General features: G+C 40.6%; 16 protein-coding genes and 1 pseudogene. 4 read left to right on the top strand and 13 right to left on the bottom strand.

The window, feature by feature from the left end; translation table 11 throughout:
* Nucleotides 1-379: 379 nt before the first annotated feature.
* The 4 genes from FC85_RS07880 to FC85_RS07865 are packed head-to-tail and all read right to left on the bottom strand — an operon-like array spanning nucleotide 380 to nucleotide 3,742.
* Nucleotides 380-988 carry a response regulator transcription factor gene (locus tag FC85_RS07880; protein WP_057864988.1) on the bottom strand — a complete coding sequence of 203 codons (609 nt, stop codon included), beginning with the start codon at nucleotides 986-988 and terminating at the stop codon, nucleotides 380-382.
* Nucleotides 963-2,105 (bottom strand): sensor histidine kinase, encoded by a 1,143-nt coding sequence (locus FC85_RS07875; protein WP_057864987.1) that lies wholly within the window; start codon nucleotides 2,103-2,105, stop codon nucleotides 963-965. The genes FC85_RS07880 and FC85_RS07875 overlap by 26 nt, the downstream gene beginning before the upstream one ends.
* A 6-nt stretch (nucleotides 2,106-2,111) precedes the next feature.
* Entirely contained in the window at nucleotides 2,112-2,852 is a 741-nt protein-coding gene (locus FC85_RS07870; RefSeq protein WP_057864986.1) for an ABC transporter permease, read from the bottom strand.
* Nucleotides 2,849-3,742: an ABC transporter ATP-binding protein gene (locus tag FC85_RS07865; protein WP_057864985.1), complete on the bottom strand. Its 894-nt coding sequence runs from the start codon at nucleotides 3,740-3,742 to the stop codon at nucleotides 2,849-2,851. The genes FC85_RS07870 and FC85_RS07865 overlap by 4 nt, the downstream gene beginning before the upstream one ends.
* Before the next feature lie 422 nt (nucleotides 3,743-4,164).
* On the opposite strand from FC85_RS07865, the gene FC85_RS07860 reads away from it, so the two are divergent.
* Entirely contained in the window at nucleotides 4,165-4,536 is a 372-nt protein-coding gene (locus tag FC85_RS07860) for a helix-turn-helix domain-containing protein (RefSeq protein WP_057864984.1), read from the top strand.
* A gap of 246 nt (nucleotides 4,537-4,782) precedes the next feature.
* Here FC85_RS07860 and FC85_RS07855 read toward each other — a convergent pair whose 3' ends face one another.
* From FC85_RS07855 to FC85_RS07845, 3 genes are all read right to left on the bottom strand, one after another.
* The gene (locus FC85_RS07855) at nucleotides 4,783-5,475 is read right to left on the bottom strand and encodes an ABC transporter permease (protein WP_057864983.1); all 693 of its coding nucleotides are present in this window, start codon (nucleotides 5,473-5,475) and stop codon (nucleotides 4,783-4,785) included.
* Entirely contained in the window at nucleotides 5,459-6,382 is a 924-nt protein-coding gene (locus tag FC85_RS07850; RefSeq protein WP_225427605.1) for an ABC transporter ATP-binding protein, read from the bottom strand. The genes FC85_RS07855 and FC85_RS07850 overlap by 17 nt, the downstream gene beginning before the upstream one ends.
* A 262-nt stretch (nucleotides 6,383-6,644) precedes the next feature.
* Entirely contained in the window at nucleotides 6,645-7,256 is a 612-nt protein-coding gene (locus tag FC85_RS07845) for a TetR/AcrR family transcriptional regulator (protein ID WP_225427603.1), read from the bottom strand.
* Nucleotides 7,257-7,343: 87 nt separating this feature from the next.
* On the opposite strand from FC85_RS07845, the gene FC85_RS07840 reads away from it, so the two are divergent.
* Nucleotides 7,344-8,762 carry a DHA2 family efflux MFS transporter permease subunit gene (locus FC85_RS07840; protein ID WP_225427604.1) on the top strand — a complete coding sequence of 473 codons (1,419 nt, stop codon included), beginning with the start codon at nucleotides 7,344-7,346 and terminating at the stop codon, nucleotides 8,760-8,762.
* Complete coding sequence (locus tag FC85_RS07835) at nucleotides 8,759-9,454, top strand: DUF4811 domain-containing protein (protein WP_083485041.1); 696 nt, start codon at nucleotides 8,759-8,761, stop codon at nucleotides 9,452-9,454. The genes FC85_RS07840 and FC85_RS07835 overlap by 4 nt, the downstream gene beginning before the upstream one ends.
* Before the next feature lie 69 nt (nucleotides 9,455-9,523).
* On the opposite strand, the gene FC85_RS16205 is transcribed toward FC85_RS07835, so the two are convergent.
* Nucleotides 9,524-9,652 (bottom strand): hypothetical protein, encoded by a 129-nt coding sequence (locus tag FC85_RS16205; protein WP_268908757.1) that lies wholly within the window; start codon nucleotides 9,650-9,652, stop codon nucleotides 9,524-9,526.
* A gap of 86 nt (nucleotides 9,653-9,738) precedes the next feature.
* Nucleotides 9,739-10,914 carry an acetate/propionate family kinase gene (locus tag FC85_RS07830; RefSeq protein WP_057864979.1) on the bottom strand — a complete coding sequence of 392 codons (1,176 nt, stop codon included), beginning with the start codon at nucleotides 10,912-10,914 and terminating at the stop codon, nucleotides 9,739-9,741.
* 301 nt (nucleotides 10,915-11,215) lie between these two features.
* Between FC85_RS07830 and ribB the strand changes: the two genes are divergently transcribed.
* On the top strand, nucleotides 11,216-11,857 hold the full coding sequence (ribB, locus tag FC85_RS07825) for a 3,4-dihydroxy-2-butanone-4-phosphate synthase (RefSeq protein ID WP_057864978.1): 642 nt from the start codon (nucleotides 11,216-11,218) through the stop codon (nucleotides 11,855-11,857).
* 107 nt (nucleotides 11,858-11,964) lie between these two features.
* On the opposite strand, the pseudogene FC85_RS07820 reads toward ribB, so the two are convergent.
* The 4 genes and pseudogenes from FC85_RS07820 to FC85_RS07805 all read right to left on the bottom strand — a co-directional run bounded on the left by FC85_RS07820 (nucleotide 11,965) and on the right by FC85_RS07805 (nucleotide 13,971).
* Nucleotides 11,965-12,300 (bottom strand): annotated as a pseudogene (locus tag FC85_RS07820) (CHY zinc finger protein).
* On the bottom strand, nucleotides 12,297-12,830 hold the full coding sequence (locus tag FC85_RS07815) for a hypothetical protein (protein ID WP_057864977.1): 534 nt from the start codon (nucleotides 12,828-12,830) through the stop codon (nucleotides 12,297-12,299). The pseudogene FC85_RS07820 and the gene FC85_RS07815 overlap by 4 nt, the downstream one beginning before the upstream one ends.
* A gap of 17 nt (nucleotides 12,831-12,847) precedes the next feature.
* Complete coding sequence (locus FC85_RS07810; RefSeq protein ID WP_057864976.1) at nucleotides 12,848-13,330, bottom strand: hypothetical protein; 483 nt, start codon at nucleotides 13,328-13,330, stop codon at nucleotides 12,848-12,850.
* A complete protein-coding gene (locus FC85_RS07805) occupies nucleotides 13,327-13,971 on the bottom strand; it encodes a hypothetical protein (RefSeq protein WP_157051282.1) in 645 nt (214 codons plus the stop codon). The genes FC85_RS07810 and FC85_RS07805 overlap by 4 nt, the downstream gene beginning before the upstream one ends.
* Nucleotides 13,972-14,158 lie beyond the last annotated feature (187 nt).

Here is a 14,158-nt window from a genome sequence, read left to right as displayed (position 1 = left end):
CAAGAAATTAAGGGGTTGGCATTTTTGTCAAGCTCCTTTTTAATATATAAATCGGATGACTATTTTTTCTAGGGCCTCCATCAAAGTTAAAAAAACGACTGTATAAGCTCCTTAGCCTTAACATCTTCAAATCACCAATGTGTTTGGGGACGGCTACCTTGTCAAAACGCGCAAAGAGAAGCAGACTCCGGCCATATAACCCCTCTAACCTTAGTATCTTCAAATTAACAACGTGTTTGAGGGCCGGCTACCTTGCTGAAACGCGCAAAGGAGAAGCAGGCTCCGGCCATATAAGTCCCTTAACTCGATATTCCCAAACCTGGAATATCGAGTTAAGGGACTTATATTCTGGAACCTAAGCGCTTCTCTTTGCGCTCTCTCACATCCACCGATGCTTCTCCGCAATATTTAACGCCTCAATTCTATTAACGGCCCCCAATTTACTGAGAATCGCCGAGATATAATTACGTACCGTTCCACCTGATAAATACAATGCTTTGGCAATTTCAGAAGTTGATTTTCCGAGACTAATTTCCTTTAAAATCTGGGTTTCCTTTTGTGACAGTGGGTTGGTTACATCCCCTAAAATTGACGTGACCAGTTCCGGTGAATATAACGTTTTGCCCGCTATCACTTCATGGATGGACTGAATTAGCTCATCGCTTGGAATATCTTTTAACAAATAACCATTCACTTTTGCTTGAACCGCCGTTTCAAAATATTGCTTGTTAGCGAAAGTTGTTAAGATAATGACCTTCACAGGCAATTTTTCGGAATGAATGGTTTCAGCTACTTGAAGTCCAGTCTGCTTAGGCATTTCAATGTCAAGAATCGCAACGTCCGGATGATCATATTTAATATGCTGCCAAGCCGCCTGACCATCCGCATAGGTGCCAATAACATCTAAGTCATCCTCCAAGTTGAGTAATTGTGCCAAAGCACTACTGAGTAAACTCTGATCCTCAGCTAAAATAATTTTGATTGCCATGACTATCATCCCTCCTTTGGTAGTTGCACATTGATGACTGTCCCAGATCGGCTGGTTTGAATGCCAAATTTTCCACCGACAATTTTGGGGCGTTCTGCCATTCCTTTAATGCCATGGCATCTTTTCGAACTGCTTTGTAGCCCTTGCCGTTATCAGCAACCATTAAGTGATAGGCAGCTTTGGTTTGCGTAAAGTGAACTTCAACTTGATCTGCCCGGCTATACCGCATTACATTAGTAATCGCCTCTCGCAAAATATCTGCTAAAATATTTTGAATGTCATGCGGCCACTTGTTGGTTTGACCTTCCCCATCAGTCATTAGACTAATCTGCTGGAGTTTTAGTTCATCAGCCAGTTCAATCATAATCTCTGCAATCGATGTTTGCCTAAGTCCGGTTACAATATTTCTGACCAACTGTAAATTTTGGCGCGATGCCTCAGAAATTTCCTTTAATTCATTTTTAACCTGATCCGGGTTCTTATCAAGCAATTTAGCTGCCAACTCAGATTTAATGGTAATCATTGAAAATGACTGGCCCAACGTATCATGCAAATCACGGGCAATTCGTTCACGTTCGCCACGTTTAATTAAATTTGCATACCGAGAGTTCTGCTGCCTTAACTGTTGCGAGCGCCGGTACGAATTTGCAACCGATTTACCACCCAGTGGCGATAAAATCAAAAACAATACCATCACAATGCTCATTTGATTGGTAAACGACCACGGCGTCATCTCATCGAGGGCCATCAATAACCCCATACAGACGACCAAGGTCATGTAGTACCCCGCTAGGAACTGATGAAATGTCCGCTTACTGACCGGCAATGAAGAAATCTCCCAAGCTGAAAATAATAAGAGATAGATCCATTCATTGGTTATTGTCAGGACAAAGATAATGCCATACTGGCCATATATCCAGATTGGCAGGGCTTTAGAGACACTGTAGCCATTCCGGTAAAACCATAGAAAACAAATCAGCAGGATTGTTGGGATAATGGTATCAACCCGATTAAACGGCCATAAATCCGTAATTGGGTAAATAATCCAAATCATCCAGATATAGGGAAAAATACCAAACCGTTTTGGAAATAAAATATACTTTTTCAAAAATTTCATAAACTTTTACGCTTGTTGAACCCTTTTTATTTTTTGAACGCTAATCAAAATCACTAACGCAATCACCAACCAGGCCACTTCGCCACCCGTCGCGGTTAACGACCATGATTTTTGATTGACCACATCATTAACAATAACAGAAGTCTGGTAAGTTGGTAAGAGTTTGCCAATATGCTGAGCCCAGGTTGGCATCATTTGCATCGGCCACCAGAGGCCACTTAAAATGGCAAGTGGAAATACGAGCATATACGTCATCATGCTAATTAGGTCTGATGACCCACAAAAGGCCAAAGCCACGCCCAAAATCATGATTGGGATACTTCCCAGAGATGCCAACACCAAAATTGCCAGCCATGTCGTCAGAGGAAATGAAACGCCGATATAAAATTTAGCCACTGCTTCAACAATGCCAACCTCGATTAATGTTAACAGAAACAAAACAGTTCCCATGGATGTATAATAACTGCCACGGCTAATTGGTGAAACATCAATAAAGCGCATATATTGTTGTTCACGGTCGGCAAAAATATTGTTGGCAACCGTAATAATTGACGACAGAATCGTTGCATAAATTGCCATGCTAATGAGGTAGGTTTGGTTAAAAGAAGCCGGCATTCCCTGATTCATCACTTTGGTAAATAGAACGTAGAAACCAGCGGGTATCGCAACATCAAATAGGAAAAAACGTGGGTTTCTGACAATCAGCCTCATAAAATTATTTTTAACCTGCATGATAAATGTTCTCATTGAACTTCCACTCCTTTCGTCACTTCTCTAAAGATTTGATCTAATGATCGCTGAGTAACCCGAACATTTTTAACTCTGGCCATCTGTGGTGATAGTTCAGTTAATAACTGATCTTCATCATCGGTTAAAAAGACATAGTGATCCTGCAAATGTGAATCCAACTCACCGGATGGTAACTGCTTCATTAACTCAGATTCCGATAAATCACTGTCAAATTCAACAATGATTCGGGTAAACTCTTTTTGGAGTTCGTTAAGTGCGCCATCGTAAATAAAGTGATGATCCTTCAAGAACAGAATTCTGGTTGCAACATCCTCAATTTCGGCTAAATAATGGCTGGTCACAATAATTGTTTTCCCAGATTTGGCCAGGGATTGAACCTGCTGCCAAAAATCGTAACGGCTATTAGTATCCATCCCGGCAGTTGGCTCATCCAAAAATAGCAGATCAGGATTACCGGCCATCGCAAGTGCAAAATTCAATTTTCGTCGCTGACCACCGGAAAGCTTGGAAACCATGGTCGTTAAATCATTACCCAAGTCCGCAAGTGCAACCATATTTTTAAACGATAAAGGATGTGAATAGTAGCTGCAAACCAATTTAATTAATTCATTTCCTTTAATCCGACTAATCCCGAAGCTGTCTTGGAACATAACACCAACATGATCCTTGATTGCTTTATCCGTTGGATGAGTTCCAAAAACAGTAATCTGACCAGAACTGGGCTGGGTTAGTCCCAACAATAGCTTAATCAAGGTACTCTTCCCAACACCATTTTGGCCAATCAACCCAATAATTTCACCCGGTTGCACTTTAAAACTAACATTAGACAAGACCTGCTTCTTCTCAAATTCTTTCGATACGTTCATGACTTCAATGACTGATGTCATGTCAACCGCCTCCTCTTTTCTACACTGATAATTGTAGGAAATCCAACAGTCTTAAACCAGACATGACTGTCATGAGTTGATATGACAAATGTCATGATTTGATAAACGAAATTTAAGCAAGAACCATTTCCCATTACTTTTATGATGATCAACTCAATACTTTTCAAGTTACGGATGCTTTTGCCCATCATCCAAGTTTTTAAGTTTGCAGTTTGCGGTTTTTGCTTATATCCTGATCATAACCATTAGGCTCAACGATAGATCGCAACCCGTCAGAGTACACTCATATCAATGATCGTCTTACTAATTTCTACTAAAAGTTGCGCAATTCTTATTAGATTAGTGCAGGTTTGCAACCACGGCTTTCTTGATAATGAGCCGATGATCCGTCAGAATAAGGTTAACAGAAAGGAGCGATCATCATGCTTCAATTCGCAGCTCAGCTCAAGAAATATCGAACAGGTCAAAACCTATCTCAAGATGATATTGCCAAGAAACTCTACGTCTCTCGCCAGGCAGTTTCTAAATGGGAGAAGGGTGATGCCACCCCCGACTTAAATAATTTAGTGAAATTAGCTGAAATATTTGGGATCAGTTTAGACACGTTGGTTCTTGGAACTGAGGAAACCAAATCCAAAATCGATGAAACCCAATATGCCTTTGACCCAACCGAGGGTCGCTACAAGCGTCGATACGGTCAAATGAACGGTTGGGACTTTCTGGCCCGCTTTTGGTGGCTGCTGTTTCCAATCTGCTGGCTCATCATTCAAATGTTACAAGCTATTTTTAACTAGTACGTGTTGCGCCGGCTGTTCAATAACAATCGCAATAACAAACAACGGGGCTGGGACAAAATTATTTGTCCCAGCCCCGTTGTTGTGTAATCACGATTATTACCGAGTGGAAACGTACGCCAAAAGGCAACTTCCTGCCGCGTAACCGGGCTTTCGTCCCACTCTTTTTATTGTTATTAATCCAGCTGTCATTAACGCAACTAATGCGATAAATACTACCCCACTGCGTCTTTTCTTCCGGATCCTTTAATCAGTATGATCACCATAGGTCCACCAGACCATCGTTCCAAATACGCCAATACAAGCGATGAGACCAACGGCTAACCAGCTAATCGCGTTAATCGAACTGGGTTGCGCTGCTTGAAGCATTGGCACCGACCATGGAAAATAATGGCCAATCGTGTCAGCCGCTACCAGTTTCCCTAGTAATAGGGTTGCAAACGAGACACTAATCGGCGCGAGAATTCCCCGTGACAAGCTGGCAATTAACGAGAAAAGAAATGTTAAACCGATTGCGGCAACCATCGATAACCCAAAGTTAACTAGTTGTGTCCCAATTCCGGCCAAGTGAAATGTTCCCAAGTGCAAAAATAACCCAACCGCAAAAATCCAAACAACTGAGAGGATTGAAAGTAACACTTCCGTAACCGCCAGGGCAACTAGTTTTGCACAAATGATTTTATTCCGTGAGACTGGCAGAGCAAGTAAATCCTTAAAGGTTTCATCCTGGTATTCCCGGCCAAACTGCCAACTGCTAAAGATTCCAAACCCCATCATCCCCATCACCATTGTGAACCAGTTTAACTTTTCACTAATAAAGTCATTCCATGTATGGGATTGAATATGGAAAAACAGTAAGATTGCAAAGGCTAGGAACAGGTAAATTGGCATTTTGCTGCGCCAAATTTTCTTTAATTCAATTTCAATCATTGCTAACATTGTTGACATCTCCAATCTGTCGCAAGAAAAACGACTCCAAGTCTTCTTGAATCGGTTGAAAGGTCGTTGGCCGAAAGTCTTGATTTTCAATAGCATTTAGTAAGGATGCATAGTCAGCAGTTGCTACACCGGAGACCAGTAATTGCTTACCAGTCGATGATACAGTTAATCCTTTTTCAGTTAAGAAATTAGTCAATGCCACTTGTTTGGCATCAATCTGAATGGCTAATTTACTTTTGCGTTCTCGATTAAACTGGTCAAAATCAAGTTCACGTAATAACCGACCATGAGCCAAAATGCCAATTTGAGTAACCATTTCTTCCATCTCCCCCAATAAATGGCTTGAGATAAAGATAGTGGTCCCGTTAGCTGCCAATTCTTTTAGCGTATTTCTCACGGCAACTAAGCTTTCTGGATCCAATCCATTAGTCGGTTCATCTAATAATAAAATTTTAGGTTGATGAATTAGCGTCTTGGCAAGGCCAACTTTTTGATTATTCCCCAGAGATAAATCTTTAATCTTTGCATGCAAGTATGGCGTCAACAATAATTGCCGGCTAAGCGTACTAATTCGTTCCATTATCTGCTTTTGTGGAATTAACCGCTGCTTAGCATACATGATTAGATTTTCGGCTACCGTGAAATTCGGGTAAGCATGCGGCGTTTCAATCATATAACCAACCTGATTCCAAAAATCGGCCGGTAACGTTGCGACATCCCGGCCCTCAATAAAGATTGTGCCGGAAGTTGGTCGAATCATCTTGAGTAGTAGCCGCATCGTTGTTGATTTTCCAGCACCATTCAACCCCAAAAATCCGTAGATACTTCCTTGGTCAACATTCAAATTAACATTGGTAATCACGCGCTTCTTACCAAATTGCTTTGATAATCCTTTAGTTTCAATCACTTTCAATATGAACACCTCAATTACTTTTGGGTACTTTAAGTACCTTACGATGACAATATCCTATCATCAACAAATCGTAAAAGCAAGGGGCTTAATAAATTCATTAACTTTTGAAAACAGCTCCCTCACGCTTTTTAAATCTGCCCAGTTAAAAATAACATTTAAGGAACAAATTGTGATTAATATAAAAGCTCGCAAGCCAAATGGCTTGCGAGCTTTTATATTTTGGAATTCAAACCGTCTATTCTAAAAAAACAACGTCCTACTGAGATTTAAAAACAGGGAGCAGCACTTTATCTACAAAGAAAGTGACCGTTTCTAAATTATAAGCTTCTTCCCCAATGATCCGTGACATCATCAAAAGAAGTGGCAGATTCATAACCGTTGGATCAAATGACGCTGGATCGGTTTCAATCTCATTTCGGTCAAACGACCTTTTCAGAATTTTAAGCAGATTTTGGGTAATGAAGTTCCCTTCTGAAGGGGTCGTTGAGAACTGCTTGACATTAATCCCCCCGGGTTCGTTTATCGTTTTAAAAGCATCTCGGGCAATTTCCTTAATGTTTTTAATTCCGATTAAATGTACGGTTGGCACTGATTCAGAAAGTAATTCAATCAAATCAGCTCTTAGATTCCCATTATCCGGCAAATAAAATTTTTGAAACGGGACATTTTTTCTCATCGCCGCAATCCCAACATCTAATTTTGTCTTCCACCGCCGATAAATCGCATTTTTATTCGTGTGAGCACTTTTAGCAATATCATCCATTGTCATATTTAAGTATCCGGTTGTTTGAATCAACTGCCAGGTTGCATCTAAGATCGCGTCTTCAAGTGCTTTACCACGTCGTCGATGCACTTTATTTTCAGCCACTATTTTTCATCCCTTCCTGTTGACATCTTGAAAAAAGGTAGTAGTATCTTTTAGCGTACTTAAAGTACCCTAAAGGAGTGAAACAAATTGAAAGAAGAAACCATTAACGAAACATCAAGCAGCCCTTCTGTCGCAAGAGTTGGACTCATTTTGGTTATAGGTGCCCTGGCGCCAATGCTTGACACAACTATGACCAACGTTGGTATCAATACTATTTTGAAAGACTTAAGTTCAACTGTCAATACAATGCAGTGGGTCGCAACTGCCTACGTCCTGGCCTTAGGGTTAGCGGTCCCACTAGCCGGCTGGCTGCTTGACCAAATGTCTGGAAAGTTGCTTCAGGAAATCTCGCTTATCATCTTTATGATCGGGTCAATTGTATCCGGAATGGCCACCTCAGTGTCGGCGCTTGTTATCGGTCGAATCATCCAAGGTGCTGCAGCCGGCGTCATCATCACCGGGGTTAGCGCATTAGCAATTCGGGCGGCCAAAGGACAAAATCTTGGCAGTCTAATGTCTGTTATTGGCCTGCCGATTATCTTCGCACCCATTCTCGGCCCGACTGTGGGCGGCGCACTGATTAAGTATTTAAACTGGCACTGGTTATTTTACATTAACGTTCCCATTGTCATCATTGCCCTAATGCTGTCATCAATCAGCTTGCCGAAGTTCATCCCCACCCACAAGGGAGCATCCTTTGATTTTCTGGGGTTTGGGTTAATTGCCGGTACATTTGCCGGCATCATTGTCGGAATTACTAATTACAGCGCTGATAACATCTTTGGCAAATTGTCAGTACTGTTCCCAATTTTTATTGGCATCGACTGCCTACTGGCTTATATCATTTATGCCTTTAAACGGCCAAAAAAAGTTCTAATTCCCACTAATTTATTTCATAGTACGACTTTCTCCGCTTCAACCTTATTACTTTTCCTATCCGGCTTAATGGTCAATGGTGTTATGTTTGTCCTCCCACTTTACCTTCAGAACATTCGCCACTTAAGTGTCATCTGGACAGGAATTTATTTAATCGCCCAAGGTGCCGGTATGTTGGTCACAAGAACCATTGCTGGTCGTTTAACCGATCAATTGGGCGCCCGATGGGTTGTGGTCGTTTCAATGCTGGGCGGTGCGGTTACGACGCTGCCGTTCGTCTTTTTCACGGCAAAAACTTCTGAATGGCTGGTCTTGTTGACCCTGTTCCTAATGGGGTTAACCCGCAGTGGGGTGACAATCCCAGTGATGTCGGATGCATACACCGGTTTGGCACCCAAACTCATCCCTCAAGCAACCGTTGTCACTCGAATGGCCCAAAATATCGGCGGTTCAATTGCTACCGCAGTTCTAGCTGGTGTCATCCAAAGCATTGTTGGTAATAACATTGCCACAACCGGGATGATGAGCAACGCCTATCAAGTCGCCTTTATCTGGACAAGCATCGGTACTTTGTTAGGTGTCATCCCAGCCATGTTTCTTACCAACCGGATCGGAAAGAAGGCTAAATGATGTTACTTTTAATCACAATACTATTGGTTGTTATCATTGGAGTCAGCTTTTACAAAAAGCATCAACAAATTGGCATCATAGCAACTTTTGCACTTCTGTTAGTTCAAGGGGGCTTACTGCTGGATTCACAATCTCATTTTGGAACAACAACCGACAAACATACCCAAATATCACAAATCAAACCTATTGCCAGCATTCATGCCAATCACATTATGATCATCAAAACGATCAAGCAGGGAAAGACTCACTACAAAGCGTTCGCAACTAAGAAGCCAGGTAGTTCCAAGCTCAGCTTAATCTTAAATAAAGACAAAAAGGTTGTGATCCAAAAAAGTGCCGACAATCCCAGCCAGCTGCTAACCACCAACACCCAGTATCATTATGATAATTCATTGGTGAAATTTCTTTTTACCGGTGTTACTAGCCAAGGGCAGTTAAAAAGGCAGGTTGTGACTTATCAGCTTAACCAAGATTGGGCTGTCCTGAGCAAACAGCAACTAAAATCTGCGGCCACCAAACTAAAATCAAAATCATTTCAAGCTAGAATGCAAGCTCAGGTCAAAACCAAACTGACAGCTAAAATCAAACAAGATCCCAAGCTGCTAAAACAGCCTAAGCAATTAAAACGACTTCAAAACGAACTCGTTAAAAAAGCGGTTGGTCACGAATTAAAACAATTTGAATCAGTCTAATTATCACTGAACACTAGAGGCTGGGATAATAATTGTTTTGTCCAGTTTCTGTTAGTGTAAACACAATTATTACCGAGTAAAACGAACAAAAGGCAACTTCCGACCGTGTAAGCGAATTGTCCAAATATTCAAACCGGAAATATCTCGTTGAACTTTGTCCTTTGCCGAAACGTGGGCCAGCAAGCAGACCCCGGCCATATAAGCCCCCTGACTTAATATTCCAAAATCGGGAATATCAAGTCAGGGGGCTTATATTCTGGGGTCTAACCGCTTGCTGGCCCACTCTATTTCTGAATGCTCTGATCAACATCCCTGACCATCGCCAACTCTTCATTGGCAGGAATTAAGAAGATTCGAGCCGATGACTCTTTCGTACTCAAATCACCTGGCTGTTGTTCTTTATTTAACTGATCATCAAGTTTAATCCCAAAGATTTCCAACTTCTTGCAAACCTGGTCACGGACCCACTGATCATGCTCGCCAATGCCACCGGAAAAGACAATAGCATCAACGCCTCCCAGTTCGGTAATGTAGCCGGCAGCGTATTTTACCGTCCGGTTGACAAACATTTCCAACGCTAATTTAGCCCGGTCATCATCGGAGCTTTCGAGGTCACGCATATCAGAAGAAACACCCGAAACGCCAAGTAACCCTGATCGATGGTTAAACATATCCATCACTTCATCGGCACTGGCGCCCATTCGTTTCATGAAAAATGGGACCAAAGCCGGGTCAAGATCGCCGGAGCGAGTTCCCATGACTAACCCGTTCATCGGGGTAAAGCCCATTGAGGTATCGACACATTTACCATCCTTTTCAGCGGCAACTGATGCCCCGGATCCCAAATGCAGTGTCACTAGTTTCGCGCTGTCATACCCCAACAGTTTTTGAGCCTGTTGGGTAATATAGCCATGATTGATTCCGTGCTCACCGTAGCGCCGGATTGTGTACTTTTGTGTCAGCTCATATGGAATCCCATAAATGGCATTCACCTCTGGCACATCTTTAAAGAAGGCACTGTCAAAAATGGCATATTGATCGGTATCCGGCAAAATTCGCTGAATAATCTTGATGTATTCAGCTTCAACCGGATTATGGATTGGGGCAATTTCACCTAGTTGAACAATCCAGTTCAAAGCCTCGTCATCAATCTTGGCAACCTTATCAAAGTGCGTGCTGCCTGCAACAACTCGATTACCAACGGCGCTGACTTCATGTAGATGATCAATGATTCCCAAATCTTTTAACCCGTTCAGCATAATTGCGGCCGAACGTTCATAATCAATATTATCTTCAACAGTTTTGTATACCTGACCATCGCCGTATTTAACCTTCACAATTGATCCCGGCATATTTAATCGTTCGATTTCACCGTCAGCAAGCACATCTTCCTTTGGCATATCAAACAGTTTGAATTTAAGTGATGAACTTCCTGCGTTAACAATCAGTACTTTGGACATAGCGTGGTACCTCCATGTAAATGAATTTTTCCTTATGAAAACGTATCCAATACCAGTTTAACATTGTTTAAGCCACGTTTCAGCTCACTAGTCCACATAATTAAGATATTTTATTGTTGAAAAATTAGGTAAACTGCCTTTAGTTTTTGAAACCTATACGAACGATTAAGTGGAATTGTCGTTATATAGTTCGTTTTATTTTTGATTTTCATTGACTTTTCATGAAAATGTATGTATTTTAATAGTTGTAGGTGAACGATGGCCATCTTCCTTATAAATAAAATTAGGAGTGTGGATTCTTTTGGCAAGCATTTTTTCAGATATTAATAAGGCGCTAGAAACTTTGAAAAATGGCGGTATGATTATCTTAGCCGACAATGAAAACCGTGAAAATGAGGGTGACATCGTCACTTTGGGCGAAACGATTACCCCCGAGACTGTCAATTTCATGATTGGTCACGCAAAAGGACTTCTATGTGCCCCGATGAGTCCAAAAGTTGCTGAAAAACTCGGCTTTCGAATGATGGTGGAACATAGCACTGATCCCAATCAGACCCCATTTACCATTTCGACCGATGGTGAATATCACGCAACTGGTGTGACAACCGGCGTTTCTGCATTTGATCGGGCTGCCACAATTAAACATTTGGCAACTGCAGATGCCAAGCCAACCGATTTTAACCATCCCGGCCATGTTTTCCCATTGATCGCCAAAGAATCCGGCCTGCTTTCTCGTGACGGTCACACTGAGGCCTCAGTTGACCTTGCCAAACTATGTGGTAAAGCACCTGTTGCTGCAATTATTGAAGTGATTAAGTCAGATGGTCATATGGCTCGTCGCGATGATTTAGCTCAAGACGCTAAAGAATGGGGCTTGCCGTTAATCACCATTGACCAAATTAAAACCTATATGCATGAAAAATTGGTGGCTGCAAGCGTTTAAGATATTAACCAGCTTACCGAAAAATTAATCAAATCAAATAGCGTCTTAAAAATTACCGATGTTGGATAATTTTTAAGACGCTATTTAATGATTGAAGAACCTTACATTTATGATCGAAAATAGATATCATGATGCAATTGACACTTAGGATTAAATGCATGGCCGCAATATGGACAATGACCAAGCGAATATTGTCAATACGTTAATGTGTTTCGGCAAACACCGCATAAGGCCGGCGCTGGGCCATCCGTTTTAACCGGGATAAAATGATGACCAACCAGTTTGTCATGGCATTGATAGCACGCGTAATATTGCTGACACTTGGCACATTTCAACGCAACAATATCGACTTTCGTATGATAGTGTTGACATCGGCCTGCTGAATCAAGGGTCAAACCGTAAATTTTATTCAATATAATCCTCGCACTCAAGCCTTTAATCATTTCTTCTGTTCTGGAGTTTTAAGCTTATTAGCAGCAAGTTCCAAGAAATCAGGAATTATTCCAACAATCTCCGAAGAATCAAAAAGAGCATACATTAAAAATGTTATCTTTTTTAATACTGGTGTCATTATTCGAGTGGCGCCTTGATTTAAAAAGCTTTGGATTTCTTTTTCATTCCATTCTGCTGTTCCATGAAGTGACATCAACGATTCGGCAATCACAAGAGCTGAATGTTCATTTGTATTATATAAAACTTGTGCTTGTGTAGACAGTATTAAATCTTCACTTTTGTACTGTTTATCAGAATGTTGAGACCCGTTATTTTTATCAAGATTGCGAGGTATAAAATTAATTGTCATACTTGTTTGGCCTGTTCCAAAATGAACTTGACTCGAATTCAAATAGTGATGATCTTGTATATACTGATCCATTTCTTTTGAATCTGTTAAAAAAGCCTTTTGTACTTTTACGCTCTCTAAATGCACATCAACATGCTTTTTATTATTCGATTTTATATCATTCTTGAGCAACTACTTCACCTACTTCTTTATACTGTGATCGTCTTTACGCTACTATTGAGTGTAGTAATATGTTGAACACTTTGTTTACTTATCCCATCTGACAATTCGGGCAATTGGTATTGGTACTGGGGATTATAATCATTAATAGAGATTCCGGTCAGGGAAGTAATATTGGATGAATGATCATCTAAATTAGACTTACGCATGAGCGGCATGTGATCTGCAAACCGATAGTCTGCCTGAACATCCAACGATCTCAAAGAATATCGTCCCTGAACATACGTAATTAATTGATTATACATACCAATATCATGGCTTCGACCGCTTAAAAATCCCCGTAAATCTTCAACCACCAGGTTATTATCCTTTGCCATCTGATCCCAGGCCAAGTCGTGCCCCATGTAGAGATTGTACTTTAACATGGCCGACATAAGTTCTGTGTGTTTTAAATAATTATCTTGGCTTGTAACGTTTCTAGCATGTTTTCTGATATCTCGGATACGTTTCATACAAACACCTCCCCTTCCATCGCAATAATTTGTGTACTTGCAAAAAAAGATTCAAATAAGGATTCGTTACTTCTAAACAACTGATAAACCGATGTCGTCGATAATATTGCTTGATTCGTTTTCCTATGGCCACGATGCCTTGCCACTGATGTATCATATTTTTCTTTTCTAAAACAATCACAGTAACATTGGAATTGATCAAATTCATCATTAAATTCTTTAGAAGACAAAAAAAGAATTGATCGAAACCCAAAACCTTCACTATTTATCCTTAGTTCAAAGATAGGCGCTTGAATAATATATTGATGTAAAGAAGGTCCAATCTCTTTTCCTTTCCCTTTAATATTTTTGATAAGCTCAAAACTTTTAATTTCAACATCTTCATCACTAACATCATCATAAATTAAGAACGGACCGGATTTCAAGGATGGACGTTTATTTTTCAACAATGCCATAAAATCGCTAACATCAAAGTTACTACTGACTGCTAAACATTTAGTGATTAGCAGATAATATCTATAAGCTTTCCGAGCGTTAATTTCATCTTCAATAGTTTCATAATCATGTAATAAATTATGCAACATATCAGTAATAGAAAGTCGTACTCCCTGCTGACGAAAAGGGATGCATTTCATATTCAATTAGTCATTCCTTTCAGCGTTAACATATAGAGTATTATAGCAAAAATTTAAATCGCAATAAACCTGCCAATTATTATAAAATAAGCTCACCTTTCTTTGAGGACACCAGAAAAATTTATCAAACAAACTTTTCAAATTTTAAGGCAAAGCCGAGTTAACTTATTTATGCCATCAAAGACATTTGTTA

The organism is Lentilactobacillus diolivorans DSM 14421, from assembly GCF_001434255.1.
Classification (GTDB): domain Bacteria; phylum Bacillota; class Bacilli; order Lactobacillales; family Lactobacillaceae; genus Lentilactobacillus; species Lentilactobacillus diolivorans.
This window is presented reverse-complemented; position numbering and strand designations above follow the sequence as displayed.